Annotated in this window: 13 protein-coding genes and 1 tRNA gene; 3 read left to right on the top strand and 11 right to left on the bottom strand. The window is 36.9% G+C overall.

Translation table 11 applies throughout. The features are described from left to right. Window positions 1-8 precede the first annotated feature (8 nt). From iolG to rimP, 9 genes are all read right to left on the bottom strand, one after another. Complete coding sequence (iolG, locus tag ABD792_RS02735) at window positions 9-1,013, bottom strand: inositol 2-dehydrogenase (protein WP_345004234.1); 1,005 nt, start codon at window positions 1,011-1,013, stop codon at window positions 9-11. A gap of 25 nt (window positions 1,014-1,038) precedes the next feature. Then, window positions 1,039-2,439 carry a c-type cytochrome domain-containing protein gene (locus ABD792_RS02740; protein ID WP_345004235.1) on the bottom strand — a complete coding sequence of 467 codons (1,401 nt, stop codon included), beginning with the start codon at window positions 2,437-2,439 and terminating at the stop codon, window positions 1,039-1,041. Between the two features lie 5 nt (window positions 2,440-2,444). After that, entirely contained in the window at window positions 2,445-3,368 is a 924-nt protein-coding gene (locus ABD792_RS02745; protein ID WP_345004236.1) for a beta-propeller domain-containing protein, read from the bottom strand. Between the two features lie 29 nt (window positions 3,369-3,397). Next, window positions 3,398-4,849 (bottom strand): DUF1501 domain-containing protein, encoded by a 1,452-nt coding sequence (locus tag ABD792_RS02750; RefSeq protein ID WP_345004237.1) that lies wholly within the window; start codon window positions 4,847-4,849, stop codon window positions 3,398-3,400. Beyond that, window positions 4,849-7,794, bottom strand: a complete 2,946-nt coding sequence (locus ABD792_RS02755) for a PSD1 and planctomycete cytochrome C domain-containing protein (protein WP_345004238.1) — start codon at window positions 7,792-7,794, stop codon at window positions 4,849-4,851. Before ABD792_RS02755 ends, ABD792_RS02750 begins: the two co-directional genes overlap by 1 nt. Window positions 7,795-7,830: 36 nt before the next feature. Further along, the gene (locus tag ABD792_RS02760) at window positions 7,831-8,844 is read right to left on the bottom strand and encodes a LacI family DNA-binding transcriptional regulator (RefSeq protein WP_345004239.1); all 1,014 of its coding nucleotides are present in this window, start codon (window positions 8,842-8,844) and stop codon (window positions 7,831-7,833) included. Between the two features lie 207 nt (window positions 8,845-9,051). Further along, window positions 9,052-11,850, bottom strand: a complete 2,799-nt coding sequence (infB, locus tag ABD792_RS02765) for a translation initiation factor IF-2 (protein WP_345004240.1) — start codon at window positions 11,848-11,850, stop codon at window positions 9,052-9,054. A 29-nt stretch (window positions 11,851-11,879) separates the two neighbouring features. Then, window positions 11,880-13,112, bottom strand: coding sequence for a transcription termination factor NusA (gene nusA / locus ABD792_RS02770; RefSeq protein WP_345004241.1), 1,233 nt, complete (start codon window positions 13,110-13,112; stop codon window positions 11,880-11,882). Window positions 13,113-13,124: 12 nt separating this feature from the next. Further along, window positions 13,125-13,586, bottom strand: coding sequence for a ribosome assembly cofactor RimP (rimP, locus tag ABD792_RS02775; RefSeq protein ID WP_345004243.1), 462 nt, complete (start codon window positions 13,584-13,586; stop codon window positions 13,125-13,127). A 175-nt stretch (window positions 13,587-13,761) separates the two neighbouring features. Between rimP and ABD792_RS02780 the strand changes: the two genes are divergently transcribed. The 3 genes from ABD792_RS02780 (at window position 13,762) to ABD792_RS02790 (ending at window position 15,143) form a co-directional block, all read left to right on the top strand. After that, on the top strand, window positions 13,762-13,911 hold the full coding sequence (locus ABD792_RS02780) for a transposase (RefSeq protein WP_345004323.1): 150 nt from the start codon (window positions 13,762-13,764) through the stop codon (window positions 13,909-13,911). Between the two features lie 106 nt (window positions 13,912-14,017). Then, a complete protein-coding gene (locus ABD792_RS02785; protein WP_345004244.1) occupies window positions 14,018-14,353 on the top strand; it encodes a DUF4172 domain-containing protein in 336 nt (111 codons plus the stop codon). Further along, window positions 14,343-15,143, top strand: coding sequence for a Fic family protein (locus tag ABD792_RS02790; RefSeq protein WP_345004324.1), 801 nt, complete (start codon window positions 14,343-14,345; stop codon window positions 15,141-15,143). The genes ABD792_RS02785 and ABD792_RS02790 overlap by 11 nt, the downstream gene beginning before the upstream one ends. A 100-nt stretch (window positions 15,144-15,243) precedes the next feature. On the opposite strand, the gene ABD792_RS02795 is transcribed toward ABD792_RS02790, so the two are convergent. After that, window positions 15,244-15,316: transfer RNA gene (locus ABD792_RS02795), tRNA-Met, on the bottom strand. 65 nt (window positions 15,317-15,381) lie between these two features. Continuing rightward, window positions 15,382-15,558 (bottom strand): zinc ribbon domain-containing protein, encoded by a 177-nt coding sequence (locus tag ABD792_RS02800; protein ID WP_345004245.1) that lies wholly within the window; start codon window positions 15,556-15,558, stop codon window positions 15,382-15,384. Window positions 15,559-15,629: the final 71 nt, after the last annotated feature.

Genomic DNA, 15,629 nt, shown 5'->3' on the forward strand with positions numbered 1-15,629 from the left:
TTAGGAGTTTAATTAATACTGTTTATTTGTACAGGTCGATTTTCTACAAGCGACCTGTTTGCTGCTTCTGCCAATATCATGGCTTTCAGGCCATCTTCTCCCGAAACAGGCATTGGTGTTTTCTGATTAAGGGCAGTAATAAACGCCTTCATTTCTTCGAGATATGACAATTGATACCGGTCCATAAAAAAATTCAAATGACGGTCCGATAACGTTCCTGTATCTGCTACTATTTTCATATGACTCTTTAATGGGTTATCTACTTTTATTACACCTTTAGACCCAAACACTTCTAACCGCTGGTCGTATCCGTAAACAGCCTCTCTACTGTTTTCTATAGTTGCCATAGCTCCATTCTCAAATTTCAACAGAACAGTGGCACTATCAATATCTCCCGCATCTCCAATGGCAGGATCGATCAAACAATTACCATATGCAAAAACTTCAACAACCTCGCATCCCATGATGAACCTTGCCATATCAAAATCATGAATAGTCATGTCACGAAATAAACCTCCCGATGTTCTGATATAGGAGATAGGGGGTGGTTGCGGGTCTCTACTAATGATATGTAAATTACGTAAACGCCCTATTTCCCCATTAGAAAGTGCCATTTTCACTCTTGAGAAATTCACATCAAATCTTTGGTTAAAACCAATCATAAATGGAACGTTTAGGGCTGAAATCTCGGCTATAGTTTCATGAGCCTTTTCAAGAGATCCATCAATGGGTTTTTCACAAAATACAGCTTTCCCTTTTCGAGCTGCCTTTACCGCATATTCGGCATGGGTACTACTAGGAGAACTTATCACTACGGCATCAATCTCCGGGTGATTAATAATACTATCAACATCTTTGGAGACATTTTTAACACCATGCTGTAACGCAAATTTCTGTCCATCCTCACCTGGATTAACTGCCGCTATTAGATTCACACCTTCTATCTTCCTGGATAGATTTTCTAGATGAATCTTACCCATTCTGCCTATTCCAATAATTCCAATTTTAATCATATAAAACTGCTGATTTAATAATTCTTTAATCAAATACTATAGTGAGGCTTTCATTTCCTTTTTGGAGCTGTTCTATAATTTTGCTATTAGCATTAGAGCTTGAAAGATATAGTCTATTGAGCTTTGTAAATTTAGGGATAACTACAAGTAAACTATCAGAAACCTTGGTGGCATATAAATTAAGAGACTCTAAATTTTGTAAGTTAGATAATTGTACTAGACCCTGATCTGTAATATGGTTTCTACTTAGGTTTAGTTTTATCAATTTATGCAACTGTCCTATTTTTTCAAGATGCTCATCTTTTATACCCGAATGACTCATATTTAGCCATATCAATTGCTCCTTCAACTGTATTAATGTCTCAAGGCTTGCCTCGGAAATAGGTTTTTCACTTAAACTAAAATTGGCTTCTAAATAATAGTTATCCTTCATAAGCTTGGTCAAAACAAAACCCTGATTGCTTAAGGAGTCTATAACTTTTTTCTTAGGAGGATTCACTTTTTCCTTAAAAAGGAGGTTAACATCCAACCCAAGATATGCCTTTGCCCTACCAACTATATCATCGTCTGGGGTCATTTGTGTAAAATACCCTTTTGAAGGTACATTATTTTCTATCCACCAACCAATAAGTGCAATTTCATTTTCGGTCAACGGACGCTTCCCTTCCGCAGGCATAAAATCATCATGAGATTCGGACAATGTAATTCTTCTGTAAAAATCACTAGCTTCAACATCTCCCGGCACAATAACATCACCATTTTCACCTCCCTGCATTAATTTTTCAAAAGTCGTTAAATCTAAAGCGCCTTTTTTCTTGTCGTTATTATGACAGCTCACACATTTATTGACCATAATAGGTGAAACTAGATCTAAATACACATCTGCTGAATCTAAAACCGTTACTTTTTTTCTGGGAATTGCTTTCTTGGGCATCCCGGCGAGAGACCGAATAGCATTGGGCGCATATTCCAATAAGTAAGTGGCCCCATGGGTAAGGTTGCCACCTAAATGGCCTGTGTAAAAAACGGTTAACACAATAACAGCTATGAGTACTTTTTTACCATAAAACGGGAGTCGTACTTGCTTTTTGGAAGCATAATAACAGATTGCTGAAAATACAAACAATGCTATTCCACTCCATTTATGTAAAAAAACTGTATTCTCATTATAATCTCCTGAAAGCGAAAGAAAATAACCAAACAAAATAGCGACGAGGCTACTTAGTGCCCCTAATCCCCATAAGTAATGCGTATAATTCTTTAATATTTGAAAGTGTTGCTTTTTTAGAGATAGTTCAACTAATGCTGCAAGCAATAAAAACCCGATTGGAAAATGGACTACCAAGGGATGGATTCTACCAAAAAAGATTAAAATGTCTGAAGGATCTTCTGCTACACTTCCGATTATTAAATTATATAATTCCATCAATCTTATTTGAGCGGTTTTCCTTTTATTGGTTTGCCGTTTGTTGTTAATATTTGGAAGTGGTGTGCTCTATACCCATTATAGGTCCATACGATATTCTTATCCTGGTCTACTTCAAAAATTTTAATCCCTTCTTGTGCTCCATAACTTGCAATAACCGTATTGCCATTAGGCAATCGCTGAGCACCACAAGGATCTACCAAAGGATTCTCATCATACAACGCATTATTTATTTCCCAAATTATGTTTCCTTGTGAATCTAACTCCACAACACTATTTCCATGGGTAAGGGTAACCAATGTGTTTCCATTCTTAGATCGAATAGCCGTAAACGGCCAAGTCTCTGCTTTTCTTCCACCAAACGCTTCAAAATCTGTACTAAAAGTGTTTACTATGGTACCGTCGGGTTGATACTCTTTAACGGCGAATGCCAACAAATGCGGAACAAGGTAATTGCCATTTTTCAGTTTTCTGGCCATTCTGGTCTGCATATGAATATTATCGGTTTCAGGCTGCAAAGCAATGCTTTTTATTACTTTTCCTTTTCTATCAACTTCAACAATACGCGGTTTTGTACCAGACTCTGTAATCATAGTATTTCCATTTGGCAATCGCAAAGCCGTTCCTAACTCCATTGAAGGTTCTGATTTTTTATAACTAAAAATAATCTCTTTATTCTTATTATATTCCCTTACCTCATCACTCCAACATATTAAAACATGTCCATTTTTTAAAACATAACCATCCCTTGCTCCAGTTTTTTTGGAATCCCAAACAATATCTCCGGACTCACCAATAATACCTGTAAATTGAGGTCCGGCTATAAAAAATGAATGTGCTATTTCTGGAGTTCCTTTTTGCGCCCATAAAGCGGAGGGCATACTTAAACTTATAACTATTATAAATTTAAAAACAGTTTTAATTTTCATTCAGTTTTAATTTTCCTTTATACTTTAACTTAACTTAAGATTCCCTTTATAACATGTCCATGTACATCCGTAAGTCGTATATCCCGTCCTCCAAATCTAAATGTAAGATGTTCATGATTAATTCCCATTAAATGCAGCATTGTAGCATGAATGTCATGAACGGTTACTTCATTTTCTATGACCCTATAGCCATACTCATCTGTTAGCCCATAAATAGTACCTCCTTTTATCCCTGCTCCCGCCATCCACATACTACCAGCTGACGGATTGTGGTCTCGACCGTTAGTACCTTGGGCGAACGGTGTTCTTCCAAACTCACCTGTCCACACAACTAGGGTTTCTTCCAGTAAGCCTCTGGACTTTAAGTCTTTTAACAATCCTGCAATGGGTTGGTCTACGGCATGGGCGTTTTTCTCATGGCCATCCTTTAAATTCCCATGCTGATCCCAACGATCTGCGCTTACTTTTGGACAAGTCAATTCAATAAAACGCACCCCTCTTTCAACAAGTCTACGCGCCAACAAGCACTGTGCTGCATATCCCCTTGTGTGTGGATCATCTGAGTTGAAACCATATAACTCTTTCGTAGCCTTGGTTTCCTCTTTAAACTCCGTTAACTCCGGAATTGAAGATTGCATTTTATAGGCTAACTCATAATTAGAAATTGCCGATTCAACTGCATCTACTTCCCCTATTTCATTAAGCTGTTTTTTATCCAATTGTTTTATAAAGTCTAACTTCTGTTCCTGTAAGTTTGGAATACTTTCTTGAGGCCTAATATTAGCAACAGGCTGTGGCCCGGCTCTTAAAATAGAAGCCTGATAGGAGGCCGGCAAAAAGCCATTTTTAAAATTATCAAGTCCGCCAGGAGGTATAAGTCCGCCATCCAGCACTACATAACCCGGAATATTCTTGTTTTCACTACCTAAACCATAAGTTATCCATGATCCCATACTTGGCCGTCCTTGAAGCCCACTACCTGTATGTAAAAAATAATTTGCATTGGTATGTTCTGGAAATTGGGATGTCATTGATCTAATTAGTGCTATATCATCCACACAGGTCGCAATATGTGGAAAAAGCTCACTTACAGGCATTCCACATTCACCATATTGTTTAAACTCCCACGGGCTTTTGAGTATTTTTCCAACATTATCAAATTGTGTGGCATCGACTTTAAACTTCTTTCTTGGGTCTTGCCCGTTCTCTTTAGTTAGCCTTGGTTTAGGATCAAAAGAATCTACTTGTGACACCCCTCCATCCATATAAAGAAATATGATGCTTTTGGCCTTTGGCAAATAGTGTGGCCCTAAGTTAAGGTTTGAACCAGCATCTAAAATGGCCCTTTCAGATTGCCCACAGGACAATGGTAATGTCCCAAACAAACTCATAAATGCAAGGGACCCGAATCCTCCTTTACAAATACTCAACATTTCCCGTCGCGAAAGCGGTTTCTGCATAAAATTATGATACTTGCTCATTATATTAAGTATAAAAATTCTTTTAGGTTAAATACACTATGACAATACTCTTTCCATAGTTCTACATCCATATCGGTTGCATTGTAATCTATCTTTTTCATAGCTGCCAACTGCTTTATAAATTCAGATGCATGCGCAACTTCTTCTTCAGAAGGTTCTCTGGAAAATGTACGCATATAAATCCACGCTATTCTTTCTTCAAATGATAGTCCATTCTCACTTAATAATTTTTTTGCCATGATTTCGGCCTGGCTGATCACAAAAGGATCATTCATTAAAATTAAAGATTGTGAGGGTACATTCGTGACATCACGCTTACCGAAAGTGGTAAATGGTATCGGACGGTCAAAAGTTGTCATCATTGGTTCTAGAAAATTTCGTCTAACTTCCTGATAGATGCTTCGTCTTCCATTGCCATTTAACGGACCAGATTTTTCGGGTCTTCCCCTTCCCTGCATAAACTTTGTTAAGTATGTAGGTACAGGAGGTCCATAAATTGTAGAATCCAAACTTTCAGATGCCAACAAGATTCCATCTCTAATAGCCTCAGATTCCAATCGTCTCACAGGAAACGATGCTAGGTAGATATTGTTAGGGTCTTTTTCTAAAACGGCTTGGTTTACAATAGTGCTTCTTTTAAATGTTTCTGAAGTCACTATATATTTTATCATTTTTTTTATGGACCAACCATTTTCTTGAAATTTGATAGCCAAATGATCCAAAAGTTCCGGATGTGAAGGTAACTTTCCCTGAAGCCCAAAATTATCAACTGTTTCAACAATTCCTCTTCCAAACAGATGATGCCAAATACGGTTCACCATTACCCTGGCCGTTAAGGGGTTTTCTTTATTGAGCATAGCATCAGCCAATTCCAACCGCCCACTACCTTTGGATTTAAATGGTGTATCACCTAAAGGTAATGCTGATAAAAATCTTCTCGGAACGTTCTCTTCAGAAAGATCCTGATATCTTCCTCTAATAAATACCGGGCTATTAATTGCAAAGCCATCAGAAACCCCATAAAAAAACGATTTACCCTTTAACTTTTCCGCAAGCTTTTGACAGCTATCAATTTTAGCGGCCAATTTAGGTAAGTATGCCTGTAATGTTCCCTTCCTAATTTTTTTATTAATCGTTTCTATTTTCTTTACAGCAGGTTCGTTGCTTTCGCTTTTAACCCTTGAAGGCCACTTATCATCATAGGAAATGGCGTATTGCGCTTCAATAAATGCTTTTTCGGATAATCTAAAATCATGTTCTTCATATTCGCCAGTAAGAATTTCAATGTAAGCCTTATGGCCTTTCCATGCACCAACATTAAAGGTGTAGTTGGTCCACTCTGAAGCATTTGCACTTTTTGTCAAATCCCCATAAATAGGATCTCGTATAAGTTGAAAATTATCTATTATAATTCTAATTGTACTACTTTCCCCCTTTGCACGTACACCAATATAATCTGAATCCAAAACAAAATCTGGAGATCTTAACGTTCCTAAAATGCCTGTTCCAAAACTTCTACTTGAAGCCTTCCCTTCCTCCAAAGCCTTTAATTTTCCAGAAGACATATCAATTATTGGATGTCCTAATGTGGTTTTATCTCCAAACGCCATCCCACTTGTTTCCCACTTACCAAAATCAAGGCCTCTAAAATCTCCTAGAATTTTATAGTTTGCAGATTTCTTATCATCCTCATTATTACTTGCAAACTCATTGATCGAAATTCGAGAATCAGTTTCTTTAGCCACTATGGTTTTTAAATAATCTTGAATTTCTTGCAGTTCTTTTGCGGTTGTTTCTTTTTCTTTAGATATTTCTGAATCTAGCGGAGTAAAGCGTGTACTTTCCATGATACCATAAAAAGCGTAATAATCTGCCGCGGTAATTGGATCGAATTTGTGATCGTGGCATTTGGCACATGATACTGTAAGCCCTTGAAATGTTTTTGAAGTAACATCAATCATGTTATCAATACGATTGGCTTCATCCTGACGAACATCTACTGGACTATGCGTCCCTTCTCCCATAGCATAAAAAGCAGTAGCAATATGAGATTCTAATAACTCTGTTTCTTTATTATATCTCTTTTCTAGCAATAAATCGCCGGCTAAATGTTCTTTTAACAACTGATCATATGGGACATCATCATTAAATGCTCTAATTAAATAATCTCTATATTTCCAAGCACCTGTGATCGTGTAATCAAATTCATGACCCTTGGTTTCTGCATATCTCACCAAATCCATCCAATGCCTGGTCCATCGTTCGCCATAAGCCGTCGAATTCAAATATTTATCAACCATCTTTTCATAAGCATCATCAGAGGAATCGGCAATAAAATTTTCCACATCATCGGGAAGCGGGGGTAAGCCCGTCAACAAATAAGACACCCTCCTAATAAGCGTATTTTGATTCGCAATTGGGGCTTGGGATAAGGCTTTTTGGTCTAAGTAATTATTAACGAAATAGTCGATATTGTTATTTGCTGCTTCCGGATTAGGCTTAATAAATGACCAATGTGGCTTCCATTTTGCGCCTTGCTCAATCCATTTTTCTAAAATATCTATATCTCTTTGGCTAAGTTTACTGTTCATCTCAGGAGGAGGCATAATTTTATCGTCATCCTCATGAGTAATCCGATACATTAATTCACTTTTTTTCGGTTTTCCGGGTACAATAGCATGCCCTCCTTCCTTTAAAGCTGCAGTCGCTCCTTCATAAGTATCTAATCTAAGATCAGCTTTTCTGCTGCTGGGATCCGGCCCATGACATAAATAGCAATTTTGAACTAAAATTGGACGAACATCAAAATTAAAATCTACTTTTTTTGGAAGGGGTTTATAGGCTTCATGAGCGTTATTACATGATAGCAACATCAAACTGAACACCACTAACGATCCCATATTTTTATATACTCTACCAACAACCATAAATGTGAACTTCTCCATTAAATTATAAAACCTTAGTATATATTATATTAAAAACTAAACTGATCCTCTAAAAATAATTTTAGGCTCTATTAATTTCTTTTCAAAATTTAGACTGTTATTTTTTATTTGTCTTAATAATAAATCAAAAGTACCTTCTACCATTGAAGGCACAGATTGATCAACCGTGGTTAACTCTGGTTCACAAGCCACACCCATAGGATCATTATCAAATCCTATAACAGCCACATCCTCTGGAATCCTTATTCCATTTTCCTTCAAATATTTAATAGCTCCTATACCTATTTCGTCCCTTACTGCCAGGATTCCATCTGGTTTTTCTTTTAACGCCATTAATGTTTTCGTTACATCAAATCCATCTTTCATAAAAAACCCTCCTTTTACAACCAATTCTTCCAGATAAGGCAAGCCATTATCTTTTAATGCCTGCTTATACCCAAGCAATCGATCTTGAAATATTTTATGCTCATAATTGGTAGAGATATAGGCTATCCTTTTTTTTCCTGATTTCAGCATTGCAGTAACTGCATCATAAGCTCCTTGAAAATTGTTGACCAATATTTGAGATGCTTTGGTCTGCTCTGGAGCCCGATCAAAAAACACATACGGAATCTGTTCTTGCTTTAATACATCAAAGTGATTTTCATGTACTGTATCCTTAGCCACCGATGCCACTACTCCCATTACCCGATATCCAATCAAGGAATCTATAATTTCTTTTTCTAAATCGGCCTTTTCACTGGATTGGAATATCATCACCGAATACCCTTCTTTTTGGGCAACTTCAATAAAATCCGAAATATATTTAGAGAAAAAATAGGGACGCAAATCCGGAACGACAACCGCCAGCACATCGCTTTTCTTATTTCTAAAATTTCGAGCTAAACGATTCGGTTTATACCCCAACTCATTTGCTGTTTTTTTTATTAATTCCCTTGTCTCTGCCTTTAATGAGCCTGTATTTCTTAAGGCTCTGGAAACAGTTACATGATGGATCCCAAGTTCTTTTGCCACATCTTTAATCGTGACAGGTTTTATATTTTCACTCATAATTGCAAAACAAATATAAAAAGCACACGTGAGCTTTCCAAGAATTATTTTAAAATTAACTAAAATTTGGATGAACATATCATCTATTTATTAATGCTATAGCTTGGAATTCTACAAATAGAAAACCTTAAACAAACTTTAATAAAAAAGCCCCATCATAATTTATGATGAGGCCAATATTATCTTTGGAAGATTAACAGTTAAAAACTACTTAAGCTTCTTTTTAACTTCTACTTCATGGAAAGCTTCTATGATATCGCCCTCTTTAATGTCGTTATAGTTTTTAATTTGCATACCACAATCGTAACCTTTTGTCACTTCCTTCACATCATCCTTGAATCGTTTTAAAGACGCAAGCTCTCCTGTATACACAACCACACCGTCACGTATTAAACGGATACCTGAATTACGAAGTATTTTGCCATTAGTTACCATACAACCGGCAATGCTACCGATTTTAGACACCTTAAACACTTCTCTTATTTCTGCTGTACCAGTCATTTCTTCTTTAACCTCTGGCGACAACATACCTTCCATTGCATCTTTCAGATCGTTAATGGCGTCATAGATAATAGAGTATGTTCTGATATCGATCTCTTCATTATCAGCAATCATTCTAGCATTTCCAACAGGTCTTACATTAAATCCTACTATAATAGCATCGGAAGCAGAAGCTAATAACACATCACTTTCGGTTATAGCTCCTACACCTTTATGTAAGATATTTACTTGTATTTCTTCGGTAGATAGTTTTTGGAATGAGTCTGTTAATGCTTCAACCGAACCGTCTACGTCTCCTTTAAGTATAATGTTTAGCTCCTGGAAGTCTCCTAATGCGATACGACGACCAATTTCATCTAATGTGATGTGACGTTGTGTACGAACAGATTGCTCTCGTTGTAGCTGAGCACGTTTGGCGGCTATTTGCTTTGCCTCACGTTCGTCTTCAAACACATTAAACTTATCACCAGCCTGTGGCGCACCATCTAACCCTAAAATTGATACGGGTGTTGATGGACCGGCTGCATGCACATTGTTACCACGTTCGTCATGCATCGCTTTTACCTTACCACTATGTTGACCGGCTAATACATAATCTCCAATACGTAAAGTTCCTGCCTGCACTAAAATGGTAGACACATAACCGCGTCCTTTATCTAAATAAGCCTCGACCACAGTTCCAGTTGCTGGTTTATTAGGATTAGCTTTTAATTCTAACAATTCAGCCTCAAGCAATACTTTTTCTAAAAGTTCTTTTACACCAGTTCCCACTTTAGCCGAGATATCGTGCGATTGTATTTTTCCACCCCAATCTTCTACCAATAAATTCATATTGGCTAAACCTTCTTTTATTCTATCTGGATTAGCATCTGGTTTATCAATTTTATTGATGGCAAACACAATTGGCACGCCTGCAGCTTGTGCATGCGAAATTGCCTCTTTTGTTTGCGGCATGATATCGTCATCGGCAGCCACCACAATAATAGCCAAATCGGTTACCTGCGCACCACGTGCACGCATCGCCGTAAAGGCTTCGTGGCCTGGAGTATCCAAAAATGCTATTTTTTGACCATTCTCCAATTCCACACCGTAAGCTCCAATATGTTGTGTAATACCTCCAGACTCACCTGCAATTACATTCTCTTCACGTATGTAATCGAGTAATGATGTTTTACCATGATCTACATGCCCCATTACAGTTACGATAGGCGCTCGCGCTATTAGGTCTTCTGGCTTATCTTTAACTTCCTCGATAGCTTCTTCAATATCTGCTGTCACAAATTCTACTTGGTATCCAAATTCTTCTGCAACGATCGATAAAGTTTCTGCATCCAATCGCTGGTTCATTGTAACCATCATACCTAACGACATACAGGCAGATATAATCTGTGTAACCTGAACATCCATCATAGTAGCAACTTCACTTGCCGTTACAAACTCGGTTACTTTAAGAATCTTACTTTCCGCAGCTTCTTGCTGTAAGCTCTTTTCGGTTTGATCTCTATGATGTTCACGTTTATCTCTACGGTACTTAGCTCCTTTACCTTTATTGGATTTACCCTGTAGTTTTTCAAGAGTCTCCCTTACTTGTTTTTTAACATCTTCTTCGCTAGGCTCCTCTTTTATAACAGGTCTCCTACCACCTGCTTTATTTCCTTTAAAGCGATCGTTACCGCCTCTATTACCGCCTTTACCTTGAGCACCTCCTCCTGGTTGGGCTCCTCCTACTTTACTAATACGGCGGCGTTTTTTCTTGTTTTTAGCATCAGCTCCAGACTTCTGATCGGCTTTTTTATCTTCCTTCTTCTTTTTAGGCTTATTAAACTGCGATAAATCAATTTTATCTCCTGCTATTTTTGGACCAGTAAGCTTTTGGTACTTTGTTTCTACACGCTCCTCCTTAATTATTCCATCTGTTTCTGAAACAACCTCTTTTTTAGGGGACTCTGATGTTTTTGCCTCCGGCTTCTTCTCTACCGGTTTTTCCTGCCCTTTAGGTTGTGCGGTCTCTTGTGCTGTTTTAGAGGGTTCTTCTTTAACAACTGGTTCCTTAACAACCTTAGGTTCGACTTTTTCAACCTTAGCAACTTCTACCTCCTCCTTTACGGGAGCTTCTTCTTTCTTTTCCGGAATTGGTTTTTCTTCTTTTTTCTTAGGGTCTAAATCTATTTTTCCAACTTGCTTAGGACCAGAGAGTACTTTAGAAGCTTTTATAACCTCTTCTTTTTTAGCTAATTCTTTTTGTTTTTCTTCAAGTTCACGCTCACGTTGTTCACGCAATACTTCTTTTTCCTTAAGTTTAGCTTCACTAACCTCTTTGGATGCCACTTTTTTACTAGCATCTGTTTCAAACTCATTGGAAAGAATGTTATAAACATCTTCCGAAATTTTCGTAGTAGGTCGCTTATCTATTTCGATACCTTTGGAATCCAAAAACTCCACGGCACGGTCTAAAGAAATATTAAGTTCGCGTAATACTTTATTTAATCTAATTGTTTCAGCCATAAATTGCCTTTAAAATACTCAAATATATGTTATTCTTCGAATTCTTCCCTTAAAATTCTAATAACGTCATTAATTGTTTCTTCTTCTAAGTCTGTTCTTTTCACTAAATCAGTTACATCAAGCTCCAATACACTTTTCGCTGTATCGAGTCCAACTTTACTAAATTCGTCAATAATCCAGCTTTCAATTTCATCTGAGAACTCTGTCAACTCAACATCTTCCTCAGCACCTTCTCTAAACACATCAATTTCATAACCAGTCAATTGCCCTGCCAATCGAATGTTATGTCCTCCTCTACCAATGGCTTTACTAACTTCTTCTGGTTTTAAAATAACCTCAGCCCTTTTAGCCTCTTCATCTATTTTTATTGACGTTACGCGAGCGGGGCTTAATGCTCTGGTAATAAATAATTGTAAGTTATTTGTATAGTTAATAACATCTATGTTTTCATTACCCAATTCGCGAACAATACCGTGAATCCTTGATCCCTTCATACCCACACATGCACCTACGGGATCGATCCTGTCATCATAAGAATCTACCGCCACTTTTGCCTTTTCACCAGGAATTCTAACTACATTTTTAATGGTTATTAAACCATCAAAAACTTCTGGAATTTCTTGCTCAAACAGCTTTTCCAAAAATACTGGCGATGTTCTGGACATGATAATCGTTGGTTTATTACCTTTAAGTTCAACGCTATCAATAACACCTCTTACATTATCTCCTTTTCTAAAAAAGTCGGAAGGTATTTGCCTATCTTTTGGCAATACTATTTCATTTCCTTCATCATCCAATAAAATAACCGCTCTATGTCGAATGTGATGTACTTCTGCGGTGTATATATCGCCTACTAAGTCTTTAAATTGTTTATAGATGATAGTATTATCGTGCTCATGAATCTTTGAAATCAAGTTTTGACGCAATGCTAAAATAGCTCTTCTTCCCAAATCAACCAACTTAACTTCTTCTGACACATCTTCACCTACTTCAAAATCGGGCTCGATTTTACGCGCTTCACTTAAAGATATTTCCTGATTTGGATCTTCTACTTCACCGTCTGCTACTACAATTCTATTTCTCCATATCTCCAAATCCCCTTTATCTGGGTTAACAATAATATCAAAATTATCGTCATCGCCATATTTCTTTTTCAGGGCACTTCTAAATACATCCTCTAAAATTGCCATTAACGTTACACGATCAATTAACTTATCGTCTTTGAATTCTGAAAAAGATTCAATTAACGCGATATTCTCCATAACTCTTTTAAATTAAAATTTAATCATAACTTTTGCTTCTACAATGTCCTCATAAGCGACTTGCGCTTTTTTATTTACAGTTATTTTACCTTTACCTACCGGTTTTGGTTCTCTAACCTTCCACTCTAATGTAATATTGGCACCGGTAGCTTCTGTAAGCACACCTTCTATATTTTCGGATGCTGTTTTAACCTTTAGCTGCCTGTTTACATGCTTCTTGTACTGTCGCGGGGAAACCAAAGGAGCTGTTGCTCCAGCCGACATCACCTCTAAGGAAAAATCTTGTTCTTCCCTATCCAAATTATGCTCAATGGCTCTGCTTACAAACATACAATCTTCAACCAAAACACCATTATCGCCATCGATTATTATTCTTATTTGGTTATCACCTTGGATGGAAAAATCGATAAGAAACAAATCCAATCGCTCTTTAAGCGCCGCATCCAATAAATCTTTAACAGTATTTTTAAACATTTTCAGTATAAAAAGAGGGGACTTTCCGTCCCCTCATTTCTTAATTTTCCTTTTCAACGCTGCAAATATATAATATTTTAATTGATTTTTAAAGTAATCCCGCTAAAATTGAAGTTATTAAGAACAACCTGAGCATTCTTACAAAGTTGACCGTAAAAAACCCAAAGGGGAGCCCATTATAGAACAGCTCCTTAAAATACCCAAAACCAAAAGAAACAAGGTCAAGGAAATTACCCTGGATATGGCTAGCTCCATGAAGATGATTACCAAAAAATGTTTCCCAAAAGCCATTCAGACCCACGAAAACCCTGACAACATTTATTAACTCCTTGCCCAACCTTCCTGCACTCCATGGTTTACAATTGAACACTCACATCCTTAAAAATCAGAGGGCATATTTAAATTGAGCTAAAAACCTTTATTTATAGCTCATGACAGCTTTTAAATGGAATTGGCAACAAGATAAATGGCCTAACTTCACCTTTGATGAGGAGACTTTGCTAGGGTTAGAACTTGCGTTTATTCAGTTTAGCGCAATGGCATTGGGTGCTTTAAAGCATGTATCTAACGATAAGAAAGATCTGTTAATTGCGGAAGTATTATCTGATGAAGCGATAAAAACCGCAGAAATAGAAGGTGAGTATCTAAATCGTGATAGCATTCAAGAGTCCATCAAGAAAAATTTAGGATTAGCCGTTGAAAACAGAAAATTACCTGCTGCTGAGTTTGGAATTTCTGAAATGATGGTCAATCTATATCAGACCTAATGATGAACCATTAACAAACGAATATTTATTTGAATGGCATAGAATGCTTACCAATGGCAGAAGGGATTTGGTTGATATTGGTCGCTACCGAACGCATGAAGACCCTATACAAATTGTTTCTGGCACAAGGATGGATAAGAAAACGGTACATTATGAAGCCCCTCCCTCCAACAGTATGACACATGAAATGAAAGCTTTTAACGATTGGTTTAATCAGCAACACGCAAATGGAATGAGCACTAGTTCGTTATTGGCAAAATCAGGAATTGCTCACTTTTATTTTTTAGCCATTCACCCTTTTGAGGATGGAAATGGAAGGATAGCTCGGGCAACTTTAGAAAAGTCCCTTTCTATAAGTTTGGGTCGCCCTGCCCTGATTTCATTATCTCAAATGATTCAATCCAACAAGAAAGCTTATTATGAATCTTTGGGCGAGCATAATATGAAGTTAGATCTTACAGAGTGGTTATTGTGTTTTGGTCAGACAGTTATTGATGCTCAAAATAATACCTTGCAGATTATTGAGTGTTTAATTCAAAAAGCAAAATTCTTTGATCGTTTTGCTACCCTGATAAATGAGCGTCAAACGACTGTTTTACGTCGTATATTTAGAGAGGGACATCATGGCTTTAAAGGTGGTTTAAGTGCAGAAAACTATACGCGCATTGCAAAAACTTCTGCTTCAACAGCAACTAGGGATTTAAAAGATTTAGTAGATAAAAATCTTCTGTTTAAAACAGGAGAGCTAAAAAGTACGCGTTATTATATTAATTTAGAAGAAGGAAATTGAGGTAATATCTAAGTTTCAAAACTAACATTTGTTTTTACATTGTTTTTACAACAGAAAAATAAAAAGGCTCTCAATTTCTTGAAAGCCTTTGTTTATCTAGTAGCGGGAACTGGACTCGAACCAGTGACCTTCGGGTTATGAGCCCGACGAGCTACCTACTGCTCTATCCCGCGATATTGGACTGCAAATATACAATCCTTTTTATGTAATGCAAGCATAAAAACAAAAAAAATTATTGTTATATGCTATCTGACTGAAAGTCCGACAATTCTGAATTAATTATTTTTATGGACACCTGAATTGGATTACAACAAACTTCACAATCCTCGATATATGTTTGACTACTTACGGAATTATCAATCATCATCGAAATGCTCTGCCAACAGTAAGGACATGTAAAGTAATGTTCTATCATAATCCTAAAGTTAATAAATAAAAATCGACAACATCTTTTTTGATATTGTCGATTTAAACCAACCAACTAAA

It is taken from the genome of Snuella lapsa (genome assembly GCF_039539345.1).
In the GTDB taxonomy this organism is placed as follows: Bacteria; Bacteroidota; Bacteroidia; order Flavobacteriales; family Flavobacteriaceae; genus Snuella; species Snuella lapsa.

Bases quoted from the DNA above. Each gene is read 5' to 3' on its own strand.
- iolG (WP_345004234.1), bottom strand. From the start codon at position 1,013: ATGATTAAAATTGGAATTATTGGAATAGGCAGAATGGGTAAGATTCAT.
- ABD792_RS02740 (WP_345004235.1), bottom strand. From the start codon at position 2,439: ATGGAATTATATAATTTAATAATCGGAAGTGTAGCAGAAGATCCTTCA.
- ABD792_RS02745 (WP_345004236.1), bottom strand. From the start codon at position 3,368: ATGAAAATTAAAACTGTTTTTAAATTTATAATAGTTATAAGTTTAAGT.
- ABD792_RS02750 (WP_345004237.1), bottom strand. From the start codon at position 4,849: ATGAGCAAGTATCATAATTTTATGCAGAAACCGCTTTCGCGACGGGAA.
- ABD792_RS02755 (WP_345004238.1), bottom strand. From the start codon at position 7,794: ATGGAGAAGTTCACATTTATGGTTGTTGGTAGAGTATATAAAAATATG.
- ABD792_RS02760 (WP_345004239.1), bottom strand. From the start codon at position 8,844: ATGAGTGAAAATATAAAACCTGTCACGATTAAAGATGTGGCAAAAGAA.
- infB (WP_345004240.1), bottom strand. From the start codon at position 11,850: ATGGCTGAAACAATTAGATTAAATAAAGTATTACGCGAACTTAATATT.
- nusA (WP_345004241.1), bottom strand. From the start codon at position 13,112: ATGGAGAATATCGCGTTAATTGAATCTTTTTCAGAATTCAAAGACGAT.
- rimP (WP_345004243.1), bottom strand. From the start codon at position 13,586: ATGTTTAAAAATACTGTTAAAGATTTATTGGATGCGGCGCTTAAAGAG.
- ABD792_RS02785 (WP_345004244.1), top strand. From the start codon at position 14,018: ATGACAGCTTTTAAATGGAATTGGCAACAAGATAAATGGCCTAACTTC.
- ABD792_RS02800 (WP_345004245.1), bottom strand. From the start codon at position 15,558: ATGATAGAACATTACTTTACATGTCCTTACTGTTGGCAGAGCATTTCG.